A 14,517-nucleotide genomic window follows, 5' to 3' on the forward strand; every position below is an offset into this window, starting at 1 on the left:
ACGCCACCGATGAGCACGCCCCAGATTACCGACAGTCATTGCCATCTTGATTTTCCGGATTTCGACGGCGAGTTGGATCAGGTCATCGCCCGTGCCGCCGAGTCGGGTGTAACCCGGATGGTGACGATCTGCACGAAGATGGCCAATCTTGACCAAGTCCGCACCATTGCCGAAGCCCATGACCCCGTGTTCTTCGCCGCCGCCACCCATCCGATGAGCGTGGCCCGCGAACCGATGGTCACGGTCGATCAACTGGTCGCGCTTGCTGACCATCCGAAATTTGTCGGCATCGGCGAAAGCGGGCTGGATTATCACTATACGGTTGACAGCCGTGACGCCCAGATCAAAAGCCTGCGCATCCACATCGAAGCTGCGCGCCAGACAGGTCTGCCCCTGATCATCCATTCGCGCGATGCGGATGAGGATATGATGCGCATTCTGACCGAAGAACATCGGAACGGTGCCTATAGCTGCGTCATGCACTGCTTCAGTTCCGGGATCGAGCTTGCGAAAGCTGCGCTGGGTCTTGGCTTCTATCTGTCGATGTCCGGCATCGCCGCTTTTCCTCGCAGTCAAGAGTTGCGCGACATTTTCGCAACCGCTCCGGTTGACCGCATTCTGGTCGAAACCGACGCGCCCTATCTTGCACCGCCGCCGCACCGCGGTCGGCGCAACGAACCGGCCTATACCGCCCATACCGCCAAGGTCGGGGCTGATATATTTGGCCTGCCCTACGAAGCGTTCGCCGCGCAAACGCAAGCCAATTTCGACCGGCTGTTTGTAAAGGTCGCCGCCTATCAGGCGGATGCGTGATGGCGAAGATCGACTTCACCATTCTCGGGTGTGGTTCGTCCGGGGGGGTGCCCCGGCTGGGCGGTCATTGGGGCGATTGCGACCCTGACAATCCCAAGAACACCCGCACCCGCTGTTCAGCCCTAGTGACCCGCACCGGTGAAGATGGTGGCGTCACCCGCGTCCTGATCGACACCTCACCCGATATGCGCCACCAGCTTTTGGCGGCAGGGGTTGGCACGCTGGACGGGGTTGTGTTCACCCACAGCCACGCGGACCACACCCATGGCATTGATGACCTGCGCATGGTGGTCTTCAACATGAAACAGCGTCTGCCTGTGTGGGCGGATGGCCCGACGCAAGAAGCCCTGCTGGCCCGGTTCAGTTATGCGTTTGTGCAGCCCGAAGGGTCCAGCTATCCACCGATCCTCGATCTGCACTCGATCACAGTTGGCAAAGGCGATGTGGTCATCGGTGGCGCGGGCGGCGATATCCGAATGACGCCCTTCGAAGTGCGCCACGGCATGATGGATTCACTGGGATTTCGCATCGGGGGGTTGGTCTATCTGCCGGATGTGAACGAAATTCCTGATGACGTGCTGCCCCTGCTTGAAGATCTGGATGTGTTCGTGCTGGATGCGCTGCGCCGATCGCCGCATCCCACGCATTTTCATCTGGATGAAGCGCTTGAATGGATCGACCGCGTCGGTGCAAAACAAGGTGTCCTGACCAATATGCATATCGATCTTGACCATGCCGCGGTCAATGCTGAAACCCCGCCTCATATCACCCCGGCCTATGACGGAATGACCATCAACGTTCGGGTTGAATGAGCACGCTTGTCAATATTGTCCTGCCGGTCTTCCTGGTGATCGGGTTTGGCTATTTTGTGCGTTGGCGGCGGATACTCGACGACGGGGCAGTTGATGGTTTGATGCGCTTTGCGCAATCTGTTGCGATCCCTTGCCTTCTGTTTCTGGCGATTGCCCGGCTGGACCTGAGCGCCGAGTTTGATCTGGCGTTGCTCAGCAGTTTCTATACGGGTGCCGTGTCGGGGTTCTTTGCGGGCCTGTTGGGCGCGCGGCTGTTGTTTGGACGTCCATGGCCAGATGCGGTGGCGTTTGGTTTCGTGACATTGTTTTCAAACTCACTCCTCCTTGGCTTGGTAATCACTGAACGCGCGTTCGGGCCAGACGCGCTGGCCGGCAACTACGCCATTATCTCGATCCACGCACCGATCTGCTATGGTATCGGGATTTCGGCGATGGAGATCGCCCGCGCCCAAGGCGCCGGACCGCGAGAAACCATTCGTCAGATCGTGCGGGCAATGACTCGCAACATACTTGTGCTGGCGATTGCCGCTGGTTTTGTGGTGAACCTTCTTCAAGTTCCGATGCCCGTTGTGCTGGATGATGCCCTGAGCCTGATTGGTCGTGCAGCTTTGCCGACCGCCCTCTTTGCGCTTGGCGGTGTTCTTTATCGTTACCGGCCCGAAGGGGACCTGCGGATCGTCAGCTATCTCTGCCTGATTTCGCTTGTCGTGCATCCCGCGATTACTTGGGGTCTGGGCCGCGCACTCGGCCTGAACGTGGATCAGTTCCGATCGGCGATCATAACGGCGGCATCTGCGCCGGGTATCAATGCCTATATCTTCGCCAATCTCTATGGCGTGGGCAAACGCGTGGCGGCGACCACCGTATTGGTGGCGACCGGATTGTCGGTGCTGACAGTCTGGGCCTGGTTGGCGTTATTGGCTGCCGCGGGGTTCTGAGGTCGGGCTGCGCCATGCGCATCCCGAACACGTTACAGTATCAATCAGGCGATCCACGATCTCGTAACATATCCTCTTGCTCCGAATCGTCGTCACTCGTATTATCGACCACACGGTCAGCTTTAGTTGAGCGTGCTTTCGGGTCAGGGAGGACCACATGGACGCATTGATTTGCGACGCCGTTCGCACCCCCATCGGGCGCTACGGTGGTGCTTTGTCGCAAGTGCGGGCCGATGATCTGGCCGCGCTGCCCATCGCGGCCCTGTTGGAACGCAACCCTGATGTGAACTGGGCAACCGTGGACGACGTGATCTTCGGATCGGCAAACCAGGCGGGGGAAGACAACCGCAACGTGGCGCGCATGGCGGCCCTTTTGGCGGGACTTCCAGTTGACGTTCCCGGCACGACGATCAACCGCCTGTGTGCTTCGGGCATGGATGCGGTCGGTATGGCCGCACGCGGGATCAGGGCGGGCGACTATGAACTGTGCATCGCCGGCGGCGTTGAAAGCATGAGCCGCGCACCCTTCGTGATGCCGAAGGCCACATCGGCCTTCACCCGCGCCAACGCAGTTTATGACACCACCATCGGCTGGCGTTTCGTGAACCCGAAGATGGACAAGATGCACGGCACCCATTCAATGCCGCAAACGGCTGACAATGTGGCTGAAGACTATGCTGTAAGCCGCGAGGATCAGGATATTTTTGCCGCGCGCAGCCAAGCCCGTTGGGCGGCCGCACACAAGGCTGGAACCTTCGCTGATGAAATCATTCCCGTAACAATCCCGCAGCGCAAGGGCGACCCCGTCGTGGTCGATACAGACGAACACCCGCGACCCGGCACAACTGCCGAAAAGCTGTCGCAGTTAAGCGGCGTGAATGGCCCAGACCTGACGGTGACGGCGGGCAATGCCTCGGGCGTGAATGATGGCGCGGCGGCGATGTTGATCGCATCGGAAGCTGCCGCTGCAACGAACAATCTGACCCCGATGGCGCGCGTTGTCGGAATGGCTGCTGCCGGTGTCGCTCCACGCGTGATGGGTATCGGCCCTGTGCCCGCCTGCCGCAAGGTGTTGGCGAAAGCAGGGCTCACCATCGACGAGATGGATGTGATAGAATTGAACGAAGCCTTCGCAGCCCAAGGTCTTGCCACCTTGCGCGAATTGGGCGTTGCGGATGATGACCCGCGCGTGAACCCCAACGGTGGTGCCATCGCACTTGGCCACCCGCTTGGCATGTCTGGTGCGCGCCTCGTCCTGACAGCCGCTTACCAACTGAAACGCACAAGCGGGCGCTATGCGCTGTGCACCATGTGCGTGGGCGTGGGCCAAGGTGTCGCCCTTATTCTGGAAAGGATCTGACGATGTATGCTCAATTGGTGAAAACCGCAGGCACAGGCGTGAAGAGCCGCGCGGAAATGTCTGACGAAGAACGGAACTTTCAGGATCGCGTTGACCGGGATGAGAAGATCGAACCAAAGGATTGGATGCCGGATGACTACCGCGCGACGCTGATCCGCCAAATCGGACAGCATGCCCATTCCGAGATCGTCGGTCAGCTGCCCGAAGGCAACTGGATCACCCGCGCACCGACCCTGGAGCGCAAAGCCATCCTTCTGGCGAAAGTGCAGGACGAGGCTGGGCATGGCCTGTATCTTTACTGCGCGGCTGAAACACTGGGGGTCACACGTGACGAACTGACCCAGGAGCTTTTGTCAGGCCGCATGAAATATTCCTCGATCTTCAACTACCCCACCTTGAACTGGGCTGATATTGGTGCGGTGGGCTGGTTGGTGGATGGTGCTGCGATCATGAACCAGGTGCCGCTGCAACGCACATCCTATGGCCCTTATTCACGTGCTATGATCCGCATTTGCAAGGAAGAAAGTTTCCACCAACGCCAAGGCTACGACATCATGATGAAGATGGCGCAAGGCACCGAAGCCCAGCGCCGTATGGCGCAGGACGCGCTGAACCGCTTCTGGTATCCGTCCCTGATGATGTTCGGCCCGTCCGACAAGGACAGCGTGCATTCAACGCAATCGCTGGCATGGAAAATCAAGATCGACACCAATGACGAGTTGCGTCAGCGTTTTGTCGATCAGACCGTTCCGCAGGCAAATTACCTTGGCCTGACAATCCCGGACGAAAACCTGAAATGGAACGAGGAACGCGGCGCGCACGATTTTTCGGAACCCGACTGGACCGAGTTTTTCAACGTCATCAAGGGCAAAGGCCCCTGCAATGTTGAACGGATGGAGGCCCGCGTCAAAGCTTGGGAAGACGGTGCATGGGTGCGCGACGGGCTGATGGCCCACGCCCGCAAGAAAACCGCTGCCCGAACAGCTGCTGAATAAGGAAAGATCAGATGTCCAAAGAATGGCCCCTCTGGGAAGTATTCATCCGTGGTCAACACGGGCTGAGCCACCGTCACGTGGGCAGTCTGCACGCCCCGGACGAAGAAATGGCAATCAGGAACGCGCGCGACGTCTATACCCGCCGCAACGAAGGCGTGTCGATCTGGGTGGTCGAGGCGCGCCACATCGCGGCCTCTAGCCCCGAAGAAAAAGGCCCGCTTTACGAGCCGTCGAACGCGAAAGTTTACCGCCACCCGACCTTCTTCGACATCCCAGATGACGTGGGGCATATGTAATGGAAGACCAGAACGCTCGCTTCGAATTTCTGCTCAGGATGGGTGACAACAGCCTGATCCTTGGCCACCGGATCAGCGAATGGTGCGGCCATGCGCCCGTGCTGGAAGAAGATATTGCGCTGGCCAACACCGCACTGGATCTGATCGGCCAGACGCAGATGTGGCTGGAGCTTGCCGGCGAGGTTGAAGGCAAGGGGCGCTCGGCCGATGATCTCGCTTTTTTGCGCGACGCCTGGGACTTCCGCAATGTTCTGTTGGTTGAACTGCCGAACGGAGACTTCGGCCAGACCTTGTTGCGCCAATTTCTTTATGATGCGTGGTCGTCGATCACGCTGGGGCGTCTGACGGCAAGCGCGGATGCACGTGTCGCTGAAATTGCGGCGAAAGCCGCGAAAGAGGTCGCCTATCACGTCGAACGGTCGGGCGACACGGTGGTTGGCCTTGGTGACGGCACCGAGGAAAGCCATGCCCGGATGCAGGCTGCGCTGGATTACCTCTGGCCCTATGTGGGCGAGATGTTTGACGGTGACGACGTGGATGCGGCCATGGTCGACGCGGGCATTGCCCCCGACCCCGCATCCTTGCGCACCGAGTATGACGTGTTTGTCAGCAAGGTCTTGACCCATGCCACGCTGACCATCCCCACGGATGTGTTCCACCACAAAGGCGGACGCACAGGCTACATGCACACCGAGCATCTGGGGCACCTGTTGACCAGCATGCAATGGCTGCAACGTGCTTATCCAGGTGCGACCTGGTAATGGGACAGCCGTCGGTTGATACGATCTGGGACTGGCTGGACCAAGTGCCTGATCCCGAGATTCCCGTGATCTCACTGGTCGATCTAGGCATCATTCGGGACGTCAAGTGGGAGGGCGACGTGCTGAACATCGCTGTCACTCCGACTTACTCCGGCTGTCCGGCAACCACGATCATCAACCTCGATATCGAAACCGCCCTGCGCGCACACGGGATCGAAAAGTTGGCATTGCATAAACAATTGTCCCCTCCGTGGACCACCGACTGGCTGACCGACAAGGGTAAGGCGGCGCTTGAGAAATTCGGCATCGCCCCCCCGTCCGTCAAAGGCGAACCTGATCGCTGCCCCAACTGCGGCGGCCACGATCTGGAACGCACAAGCCAGTTCGGTTCGACCCCCTGCAAGGCGCTGTGGCGATGCCGCGACTGCCTGGAACCATTCGATTATTTCAAGTGCATCTGACTGCATCGAGGAGACCCAACATGGCGCGCTTCCACAGCCTGACCGTGACCGACATCCAGAAAACCATCCGCGACGCGGTAGTGGTGACGCTGACCCCGGACGATCCTGAGGCCTTCAACTATACCCAAGGGCAATACCTGACCTTTCGCCGCGACTTCGACGGGCAGGAATTGCGCCGGTCCTATTCGATCTGTTCAGGGCTGGACGATGGCAAGCTGCAAGTTGGCATCAAGCGGGTCGATGGCGGCGCGTTCTCAACCTGGGCGAACGAGGACTTGAAGCCGGGCGACACCGTTGAGGCCATGTCCCCCATGGGCAATTTCTTTGTGTCTTTGGCACCCGATCAGGACCGTCATTATCTGGGTTTTGCAGGCGGGTCAGGCATCACACCGGTGCTGTCGATCATCAGGACGACACTTTCCCGCGAACCGAATGCCCAGTTCACGCTGGTCTATGCCAACAAGGCGATCACCACCATCATGTTCCGCGAAGAACTGGAAGACCTCAAGAACCGCTATATGGGGCGCTTCAACGTGATCCATATTCTTGAAAGCGACGCACAGGACATTGACCTGTTCACCGGGCTGGTGGACGAAGCGAAATGCGCGCAGTTGTTCAAGCATTGGATCGACATCAGGGCCGTCGACACGGCCTTCATCTGCGGTCCCGAACCGATGATGTTGGGCATCGCCCGCGCACTTCGCGACCACGGGCTGGATGACGCGCAGATCAAATTCGAGCTGTTCGCCTCTGGCCAACCCGGTCGGGCGGCCAGGAAGGCTGCCAGCAAGACCGCCGTCAAAGGCGACGGGATCGAAGCGGTGATTGCCTTGGATGGCTCCAGTCGGACCTTCACGATGGACTCCGAAACCTCGATCCTTGACGCGGCCTTGGCCAACGACATCGACGCACCTTATGCTTGCAAGGCCGGGGTCTGTTCGACCTGTCGCTGCAAGGTCATCGAAGGCGAGGTCGAAATGCTGACCAACCACGCTCTTGAAGATTACGAGGTCGAGAAGGGCTATGTCCTGTCCTGCCAATCCTACGCCAAATCGGCGCGCGTCGTCATCGACTACGACCAGTAACCCCCAATGGAACGGAGACCGCTATGTCTGAGATGAGCATCACCGATTATCTGGCCCAAGGGGGCGTATTGACCGCACCGGGCAACGTGCCCGCGCGCTATCGGGCCGAACTTATGCGCCTGATGGCCACCTTCGTGGACAGCGCGCTGGCGGGGGCAGCGGGCTTTGCCGATATCGTCAATCAAGGACCCGGCATCAAGGAACGCATCGCAGCCTCAAAAATCGTGCTGGAAAAGACCGACAATGCCGACAAGGTGCTGTCGATCATGGGCGAATTTGGCGCTGATACTGCCCGCTATGCCAACCACCACCCTTGGACGGATCGCTTGGCCCGCGACGCCGACATCGGCACCTCGCGCACGGATACGGACATGCGGCTGGCTGTCTTCAACTACCCGCTGGAAGGCTGGTCGGATGCAGTGGTGATGAACCTTCTGATGGGGCTGGCCGTCGGTGTGCAAATGGGTGAATTCAAGCGGGTGTCCTATGCGCCGTTGGCTGATGTTTTCCGCGCCATCGCCCCCATCGAGGCGCGCCACGCTGAATTGGCCGCCGAAGGAATTGCCCGACTGATCGAGAGCGGCACCGACATCGCGACACTGCAAGCGAGCGTCGATTACTGGTGGCCCCGTGTGGCGGCCAGTTTCGGCAAGGACATCTCGACCCGCGCGACGCAATTGCAGGCTTTTGGATTGCGCAATTCGACCAATGCAGAACTGCGCGAAGAATGGGAAGCAACAGCCGCGACAGAGCTTTCAAAACTTGGCCTAAGCGCGCCCTGAGCCGCCCGCCCCTGACATTTCCGACGAAGGACAGAGCATGACCCTGATGAAAGTCTCCAGCTTCGCGGCTGGCAAATGGATTGCCCCCGGCACCAATGCGCGCCCGATCGCCTCGGCCATCACCGGCGCGAAAATCGCCGAGGCCGGTGGGGCGGATATCAACAAGCAGGCGATGCTGGATTATGGGCGCAATGTGGGTGGCCCGGCCCTGCGTGCAATGGGATTTCACGACCGCGCCAAGATGTTAAAAGCGCTGGCCGCCCATCTGGGCGAGCACAAGCAGGCGCTTTATGACCTGAGCTTCGACACCGGCGCGACGCAGTCCGATCACATGATCGACATTGATGGCGGCGTCGGCACGATGTTTGTGTTCGCCTCCAAGGGCCGTCGCGAAATGCCGGACGGCCAGATCTATCTGGACGGCGAGATCGAACAACTTAGCCGCAATGGCACCTTCCTTGGCATGCACATTGCAACGCCTCTGCAAGGCGTGGCCGTGCACATCAACGCGTTCAATTTTCCGGTCTGGGGGATGCTTGAAAAACTCGCCCCGACCCTGTTGGCGGGCGTGCCTGCCATCGTGAAGCCTGCGACCTCGACGTGCTACGTAACCGAAGCCGCCGTGCGCATCATACTGGACAGTGGCATTCTGCCCGATGGCGCGTTGCAGTTGATTTCCGGTGGCACGGGCGATTTGCTGGATCGGCTTGGCCCGCAAGATATCGTCAGCTTCACCGGCTCGGCGAAAACTGCCAGCATGTTGCGATCAAACCCGAATATCCTGAAGAACTCTGTGCGGTTCGTGGCAGAGCAAGACAGCTTGAACGCCTCGATCCTTGGCCCGGATGTCACGCCGGACACCCCGGAATTTGACCTTTTCATCAAAGAGGTGCACCGCGAGATGACCACGAAGGCGGGTCAGAAATGCACTGCCATCCGCCGGATCATTGCCCCCGGCGCACAGGTTCAAAACGTAATCGAAGCGTTGTCGGCCCGGTTGGACAAGACCGTGATCGGCGACCCCCGCGATGAAACGACCCGCATGGGCGCGCTGGTCTCGGCTGGACAAAAAACCGACGTGTTGGAAAAAGCCGCGGCCATCGGATCAGAGTGCAAACTGGTCTATGGCGACCCGGACGACAATAACTTTGCGGGCGATGTGGATGCAAGCGCCTTCGTCAAGCCGATGCTGTTCCACTGCGAAGCCCCCGACACCGCGACGGTGGTGCACGAGACCGAAGCGTTCGGCCCTGTCTCGACCATCATGGGCTATCGGGATATTGCCCATGCCATCGCACTTGCCAACAGGGGCGAAGGATCGCTCGTGGCTTCGGTCATCACAGCCTCCGGCGACGTGGCGCGCGATGTGGCGATGGGTGCAGGCGCGTTCCACGGACGCCTTTATTTCAACAATGCGACCTCGATGAAGGAAAGCACCGGCCACGGCTCTCCCCTGCCCCATATGGTCCACGGCGGTCCCGGCCGCGCGGGCGGCGGCGAGGAAATGGGCGGCGTGCGTGGCGTTCTGCATTACATGCAACGCACCGCCATTCAGGGCAGCCCCGACATCCTGACCGCCATTGGCGGCAAATGGGTGCCCGGCGCGACCGAAATCAAAGGCCCCGCCCACCCCTTCACCCGCACGTTCGGCGCGCTTTCGATCGGAGAGACGTTACATTCCAAGTCGCGCGAAATCTCGACCGATGACATCGAGCATTTCGCGCACTTCACCGGCGACACCTTCTATGCCCATATGGACAGCGACGCGGCGAAGCGGAACCCGTTTTTCCCGGATCGCGTAGCGCATGGCTATCTGCTCCTGAGTTTTGCAGCGGGTCTGTTCGTCGAACCCAACGAAGGCCCGGTTCTGGCCAACACGGGGCTGGACAACCTGCGCTTCATGAAACCGGTCGAGGCGGGCGACAGCATCAAGGTGCGGCTGACGGTCAAGGCCAAGACCCGTCGCACGGATAAGTATGGCGAAGTGCGCTGGCACGTCACGCTTACCAATCAGAATGACGAGTTGGTGGCGGAATACGAACTTCTGACCATGAACGCCTATTGACGCCCCATGGACCCGCCCACGATCCCTGATGATGTCCAAAGCGTCCTGTCCCATATCCGGGGCGATGGAGACTTACGCGTCTGGTCAGTGATCGTGTCCATTATGGGGGACATGGCACGTGGTCCCGGTGACGTTGTTTCCGGCACCACATTGGGCGTGTTGATGGGTGCGCTCGGCATTCGGCCAGAGGCGACACGGGTCGCACTTCACCGGCTGAGGAAAGATGGCTGGATCACCAGCCAGCGCGCTGGTCGCGGATCGCTTTATTCGCTGACAGACCACGGGCGCACGCAGACCAATGCTGTCGCTGACCGGATATATGGGCCCGGTCTGCCCGGTCCTGTCCAGTTGCACATGGCAGTGTCGCTGCTGGCACCAGACCGACAGGGCTGCGAACAAGCGCTGATGGCGCAAGGGTTTACGGAACTCACGCCGGGTGTCTTTCTTGGCCCCAACCATCCGATCAACACTGAGGGGTTGGTGCTTTTTTCAGACAGCGCCCCCACTCTGCCCGACAATATCCTCCAACTGTTGCTACCAGACGCTGTTCGAATGGAAGCGCGTTGCCTTGCAAAAGCTTTGGATGGTGCGCGAAATCTGGTTCACGCCGATCTGGCACCTCTTTCACGCGCTGCGCTGCGTCTTCTTATCCTCCACCGCTGGCGCCGTATCGCCTTGCGTCTGCCCCCCCTGCCACTGACAGCCCTTTGGCCAAATGCGCAATTGCGAACCGAAGTGCAAATGCAGTTGAAAAAGCTCGGCCCAATTGATGTGAACGCTCTGCCTGTTTAGCAAACGCCACGGACTGCACAGTCCAATATTGCCGCCAGATGGGTAAATGGGTTGTGCTGGCATCATTAATTCATTAATTCTCGAATTATGGAAATACTGATTCCCCATCGCTTATCCACTCTCGGCCATCCTCAGCGACTGGCCGTATTCCGGCTTCTCATGCGTCGCTATCCCGACCGGGTTCCGGCGACCGAAATCGCACAATCGCTCGATCTGAAACCGAACACGCTGTCGGCCTATGTCAACGCGCTCATGCAGGCCGGTCTGGTCACGCAAACACGCGTTGGCACCTCGCTGCGCTATGCTGTCGATACCGAGGCTGTACGCGAGACCTTCGATTATCTGCTGCTGGATTGTTGCCGTGGCCGCCCGGATATCTGCTTGCCCGACCGTGATCCCGACCGCCAACGGGAACCTGCTGTCGCTGACCGCAAATACAACGTCCTGTTCATCTGCACCGGCAATTCCGCCCGTTCGGTCTTTGCCGAAACGATACTGACTTCGTTGGCTGGTGATCGCTTTGTCGCTTACTCCGCAGGCACTGCGCCGCGCTCTGACCTGAACCCGTTTGCAATCGCCCTCCTGAAGCAGAAAGGGCACGACGTGTCCAAGCTCAGGTCCAAGAATATCGCCGAATTCCAGACTGGCGATGCGCCGACATTCGACTTCGTGTTCACGGTTTGTGATCAGGCCGCAAACGAAGACTGCCCAGCCTGGTCAGGTCAGCCCGTCAGCGGCCATTGGGGGATGCCTGATCCGGTAAAGACAGCAGGGTCCGACGCCGAAAAAAAACTGGCCTTTCAACAGGCTTATGGCGCGCTATACAACCGGATTACGGCCTTCGCCGCGCTGCCGATGGCGTCTTTGGACCGGATTTCGTTGCAAAAGGCCGTCGATGACCTCGGACACATGGATTAAGGAATCACAGAATGACCGTATATGCGTTGAATGGGCTTGGCCGGATCGGCAAGCTGGCGCTCAGACCGCTTCTTGAACGAGGTGCGGAAATCGCTTGGATCAACGATGCGATCGGCGACCCCGAAATGCACGCACATTTGCTTGAATTCGATACAGTGCATGGCCGTTGGCAGGCCGAGTTTTCCCATGATGCGGACAGTGTCACCATTGACGGGCTGCGACTGCCATTCATCGGAACGCGCAATATTGCCGAACTGCCCCTTGATGGTGTCGATGTCGTGATTGACTGCACCGGGGCTTTCAAAACGCACTCAAAACTCACACCGTTCTTTGAAGCGGGCGTGAAGAAGGTGGTGGTGTCGGCCCCGGTCAAGGACGCCGACGCCGCGAACATCGTCTATGGCGTAAACGAACAGACATATGACCCTGACCGCCACCGCATCGTGACGGCGGCAAGTTGCACCACGAATTGTCTGGCGCCGGTCGTAAAGGTCATCCATGAAAACCTGCGCATCAAACATGGGTCAATCACAACGATCCATGATGTGACCAACACGCAAACCATCGTGGACCGACCTGCGAAAGATTTGCGGCGGGCAAGGTCAGCGCTGAACTCTCTTATCCCGACCACGACCGGCAGCGCGACGGCAATCACGCTGATCTATCCTGAACTTAAAGGACGTTTGAATGGCCATGCGGTTCGGGTGCCGCTTTTGAACGCCTCGCTTACCGATTGCGTGTTCGAAGTCGAAAGGGCAACCACCGCCGACGAGGTCAACGCGTTGTTCAAAGCGGCGGCAGATGGCCCGCTCAACGGTATTCTGGGCTATGAAGAACGCCCGCTCGTGTCGGCCGACTACACCAATGATGAAAGGTCCGGCATCGTCGACGCCCCTTCAACCATGGTGGTGAATGGCACACAGGTGAAGATCTATGTCTGGTATGACAACGAGATGGGGTATGCCCATCGTTTGGTCGACGTGGCCGTGATGGTTGGGGAATCGGTGTGACCGACGCCCCTTCCCGCCCAGAGGGGTTGTCGGCCTATATCGTGGTCACGGTAGCCTATTGGGCCTTTATGCTCACCGATGGTGCGCTCCGAATGCTGGTGCTTCTGCATTTCCATGGGCTGGGGTTTTCACCCGTGCAATTGGCCTATCTGTTCGTGCTATATGAAATCGCGGGCATGGTTACAAATCTGGGCGCAGGATGGATCGCTGCCCGGTTCGGACTGACTTCGACTCTCTTTGCGGGGCTTGGCCTTCAGGTGCTTGCGCTTTTGGCACTGGCGCTGCTTGATCCAAACTGGGCAATTGGCCTGTCTGTGACATATGTCATGGCGGTTCAGGGTGCGAGCGGAGTCGCCAAGGATCTTGCCAAGATGTCGTCGAAATCAGCGGTCAAACTGCTGGCGCCGGCCAAGGCGGGCGGATTGTTCCGCTGGGTCGCGCTGCTGACCGGTTCAAAAAACATGGTCAAAGGGGTCGGCTTCTTGTTGGGCGCCAGTTTGCTGGCCACCTTTGGGTTCGTCCCGGCCGTGCTCGGCATGGCTGCAATTCTGGCAATCATCCTTGTTGCTGCGCAAACGGCCATGCCACCCGGCCTGCCGAAAGGACGAAAGGGCGCGAAATTTTCCGAAGTATTCTCGAAATCATCAAATGTGAACTGGCTATCTTTGGCGCGGGTCTTTCTGTTTGGCGCACGCGACGTCTGGTTCGTGGTCGGTATCCCCATTTATTTCTACGCGGTGCTGTCAGATGGCAGCGAGCAAGGCAACCGCGCGGCGTTCTTCCTGATCGGCTCGTTCATGGCGCTGTGGACCATCCTCTATGGCGCTGTTCAAACCGCGGCACCCAAACTGCTTCGGGCAACCGAACGCTCCGAGGCATACCTGATCAGCGGCGCACGGCACTGGGCATGGGGGCTTTCGGTTGTTCCAGCTTTCCTGACATTGATGGCCTTTGCCTTTCCACATCCCCAACCGTGGCTGACCGCCATCTTGATTACGGGGCTGCTTCTGTTCGGCGCCATCTTTGCCGTCAATTCATCGCTTCATTCCTATCTGATCCTGACGTTCACCCGGACCGAGCGGGTCACGATGGATGTCGGCTTTTACTACATGGCCAATGCCGCCGGACGCCTGCTGGGAACCGTCTTATCTGGTCTGACCTTTCAGATCGGTGGGCTTGTGATGATGCTGGGCACGGCAACCGTGATGATTTCTTTCTCAGCCATTGCGGTCAGCTTTCTGAAGCCACCGTCCAAGCCGGGGCGTGATTTAGCGCGCACCTGATCCCTGCCAACTCTTGGAAGTTTTTTCCCGGCTTACGCCACTCTTTGCTTTTTCGGAACGGGCTCACGACGTGGGACGACATGCAGACGATGGCCGATTTCCCCGATGGAAATCCCGACTACGAAAGAACCGTTTGGCCTGTTCGC

General features: G+C 59.1%; 15 protein-coding genes. All 15 read left to right on the top strand.

Going from position 1 to position 14,517, the window contains the following annotated elements; genetic code table 11:
* Nucleotides 1-9 precede the first annotated feature (9 nt).
* Nucleotides 10-813: a TatD family hydrolase gene (locus tag BMY55_RS11720; protein ID WP_091430840.1), complete on the top strand. Its 804-nt coding sequence runs from the start codon at nucleotides 10-12 to the stop codon at nucleotides 811-813.
* The gene (locus tag BMY55_RS11725; RefSeq protein ID WP_091430842.1) at nucleotides 813-1,625 is read left to right on the top strand and encodes an MBL fold metallo-hydrolase; all 813 of its coding nucleotides are present in this window, start codon (nucleotides 813-815) and stop codon (nucleotides 1,623-1,625) included. The genes BMY55_RS11720 and BMY55_RS11725 overlap by 1 nt, the downstream gene beginning before the upstream one ends.
* Nucleotides 1,622-2,563, top strand: coding sequence for an AEC family transporter (locus BMY55_RS11730; protein ID WP_091430844.1), 942 nt, complete (start codon nucleotides 1,622-1,624; stop codon nucleotides 2,561-2,563). The genes BMY55_RS11725 and BMY55_RS11730 overlap by 4 nt, the downstream gene beginning before the upstream one ends.
* 157 nt (nucleotides 2,564-2,720) lie before the next feature.
* Complete coding sequence (gene pcaF / locus BMY55_RS11735; RefSeq protein ID WP_091430846.1) at nucleotides 2,721-3,923, top strand: 3-oxoadipyl-CoA thiolase; 1,203 nt, start codon at nucleotides 2,721-2,723, stop codon at nucleotides 3,921-3,923.
* Between the two features lie 2 nt (nucleotides 3,924-3,925).
* Complete coding sequence (gene paaA / locus BMY55_RS11740) at nucleotides 3,926-4,918, top strand: 1,2-phenylacetyl-CoA epoxidase subunit PaaA (protein WP_091430848.1); 993 nt, start codon at nucleotides 3,926-3,928, stop codon at nucleotides 4,916-4,918.
* An 11-nt stretch (nucleotides 4,919-4,929) separates the two neighbouring features.
* Entirely contained in the window at nucleotides 4,930-5,214 is a 285-nt protein-coding gene (paaB, locus tag BMY55_RS11745) for a 1,2-phenylacetyl-CoA epoxidase subunit PaaB (protein ID WP_091430849.1), read from the top strand.
* On the top strand, nucleotides 5,214-5,975 hold the full coding sequence (paaC, locus tag BMY55_RS11750) for a 1,2-phenylacetyl-CoA epoxidase subunit PaaC (RefSeq protein ID WP_091430852.1): 762 nt from the start codon (nucleotides 5,214-5,216) through the stop codon (nucleotides 5,973-5,975). Before paaB ends, paaC begins: the two co-directional genes overlap by 1 nt.
* Nucleotides 5,975-6,436 (top strand): 1,2-phenylacetyl-CoA epoxidase subunit PaaD, encoded by a 462-nt coding sequence (gene paaD / locus BMY55_RS11755; protein ID WP_091430853.1) that lies wholly within the window; start codon nucleotides 5,975-5,977, stop codon nucleotides 6,434-6,436. The genes paaC and paaD overlap by 1 nt, the downstream gene beginning before the upstream one ends.
* A 20-nt stretch (nucleotides 6,437-6,456) precedes the next feature.
* On the top strand, nucleotides 6,457-7,521 hold the full coding sequence (locus BMY55_RS11760; protein WP_091430855.1) for a 2Fe-2S iron-sulfur cluster-binding protein: 1,065 nt from the start codon (nucleotides 6,457-6,459) through the stop codon (nucleotides 7,519-7,521).
* A 23-nt stretch (nucleotides 7,522-7,544) separates the two neighbouring features.
* The gene (locus BMY55_RS11765; RefSeq protein WP_218142243.1) at nucleotides 7,545-8,303 is read left to right on the top strand and encodes a Phenylacetic acid catabolic protein; all 759 of its coding nucleotides are present in this window, start codon (nucleotides 7,545-7,547) and stop codon (nucleotides 8,301-8,303) included.
* 37 nt (nucleotides 8,304-8,340) lie between these two features.
* Nucleotides 8,341-10,368, top strand: coding sequence for a phenylacetic acid degradation bifunctional protein PaaZ (gene paaZ, locus BMY55_RS11770; RefSeq protein WP_091430858.1), 2,028 nt, complete (start codon nucleotides 8,341-8,343; stop codon nucleotides 10,366-10,368).
* A 6-nt stretch (nucleotides 10,369-10,374) separates the two neighbouring features.
* Complete coding sequence (locus BMY55_RS11775) at nucleotides 10,375-11,160, top strand: hypothetical protein (RefSeq protein WP_091430859.1); 786 nt, start codon at nucleotides 10,375-10,377, stop codon at nucleotides 11,158-11,160.
* 87 nt (nucleotides 11,161-11,247) lie between these two features.
* Nucleotides 11,248-12,078 (top strand): arsenate reductase/protein-tyrosine-phosphatase family protein, encoded by an 831-nt coding sequence (locus BMY55_RS11780; RefSeq protein WP_091430861.1) that lies wholly within the window; start codon nucleotides 11,248-11,250, stop codon nucleotides 12,076-12,078.
* A gap of 11 nt (nucleotides 12,079-12,089) precedes the next feature.
* Nucleotides 12,090-13,088 (top strand): ArsJ-associated glyceraldehyde-3-phosphate dehydrogenase, encoded by a 999-nt coding sequence (locus tag BMY55_RS11785; protein ID WP_091430862.1) that lies wholly within the window; start codon nucleotides 12,090-12,092, stop codon nucleotides 13,086-13,088.
* Nucleotides 13,085-14,371, top strand: coding sequence for an organoarsenical effux MFS transporter ArsJ (gene arsJ / locus BMY55_RS11790; RefSeq protein WP_091430864.1), 1,287 nt, complete (start codon nucleotides 13,085-13,087; stop codon nucleotides 14,369-14,371). Before BMY55_RS11785 ends, arsJ begins: the two co-directional genes overlap by 4 nt.
* Nucleotides 14,372-14,517 lie beyond the last annotated feature (146 nt).

This window comes from Aliiroseovarius sediminilitoris (genome assembly GCF_900109955.1).
Lineage (GTDB): Bacteria > Pseudomonadota > Alphaproteobacteria > Rhodobacterales > Rhodobacteraceae > Aliiroseovarius > Aliiroseovarius sediminilitoris.

Excerpts from the sequence above, each read along its gene's own strand:
- BMY55_RS11720 (WP_091430840.1), top strand. The coding sequence starts at position 10 with ATGAGCACGCCCCAGATTACCGACAGTCATTGCCATCTTGATTTTCCG.
- BMY55_RS11725 (WP_091430842.1), top strand. The coding sequence starts at position 813 with ATGGCGAAGATCGACTTCACCATTCTCGGGTGTGGTTCGTCCGGGGGG.
- BMY55_RS11730 (WP_091430844.1), top strand. The coding sequence starts at position 1,622 with ATGAGCACGCTTGTCAATATTGTCCTGCCGGTCTTCCTGGTGATCGGG.
- pcaF (WP_091430846.1), top strand. The coding sequence starts at position 2,721 with ATGGACGCATTGATTTGCGACGCCGTTCGCACCCCCATCGGGCGCTAC.
- paaA (WP_091430848.1), top strand. The coding sequence starts at position 3,926 with ATGTATGCTCAATTGGTGAAAACCGCAGGCACAGGCGTGAAGAGCCGC.
- paaB (WP_091430849.1), top strand. The coding sequence starts at position 4,930 with ATGTCCAAAGAATGGCCCCTCTGGGAAGTATTCATCCGTGGTCAACAC.
- paaC (WP_091430852.1), top strand. The coding sequence starts at position 5,214 with ATGGAAGACCAGAACGCTCGCTTCGAATTTCTGCTCAGGATGGGTGAC.
- paaD (WP_091430853.1), top strand. The coding sequence starts at position 5,975 with ATGGGACAGCCGTCGGTTGATACGATCTGGGACTGGCTGGACCAAGTG.
- BMY55_RS11760 (WP_091430855.1), top strand. The coding sequence starts at position 6,457 with ATGGCGCGCTTCCACAGCCTGACCGTGACCGACATCCAGAAAACCATC.
- BMY55_RS11765 (WP_218142243.1), top strand. The coding sequence starts at position 7,545 with ATGTCTGAGATGAGCATCACCGATTATCTGGCCCAAGGGGGCGTATTG.
- paaZ (WP_091430858.1), top strand. The coding sequence starts at position 8,341 with ATGACCCTGATGAAAGTCTCCAGCTTCGCGGCTGGCAAATGGATTGCC.
- BMY55_RS11775 (WP_091430859.1), top strand. The coding sequence starts at position 10,375 with ATGGACCCGCCCACGATCCCTGATGATGTCCAAAGCGTCCTGTCCCAT.
- BMY55_RS11780 (WP_091430861.1), top strand. The coding sequence starts at position 11,248 with ATGGAAATACTGATTCCCCATCGCTTATCCACTCTCGGCCATCCTCAG.
- BMY55_RS11785 (WP_091430862.1), top strand. The coding sequence starts at position 12,090 with ATGACCGTATATGCGTTGAATGGGCTTGGCCGGATCGGCAAGCTGGCG.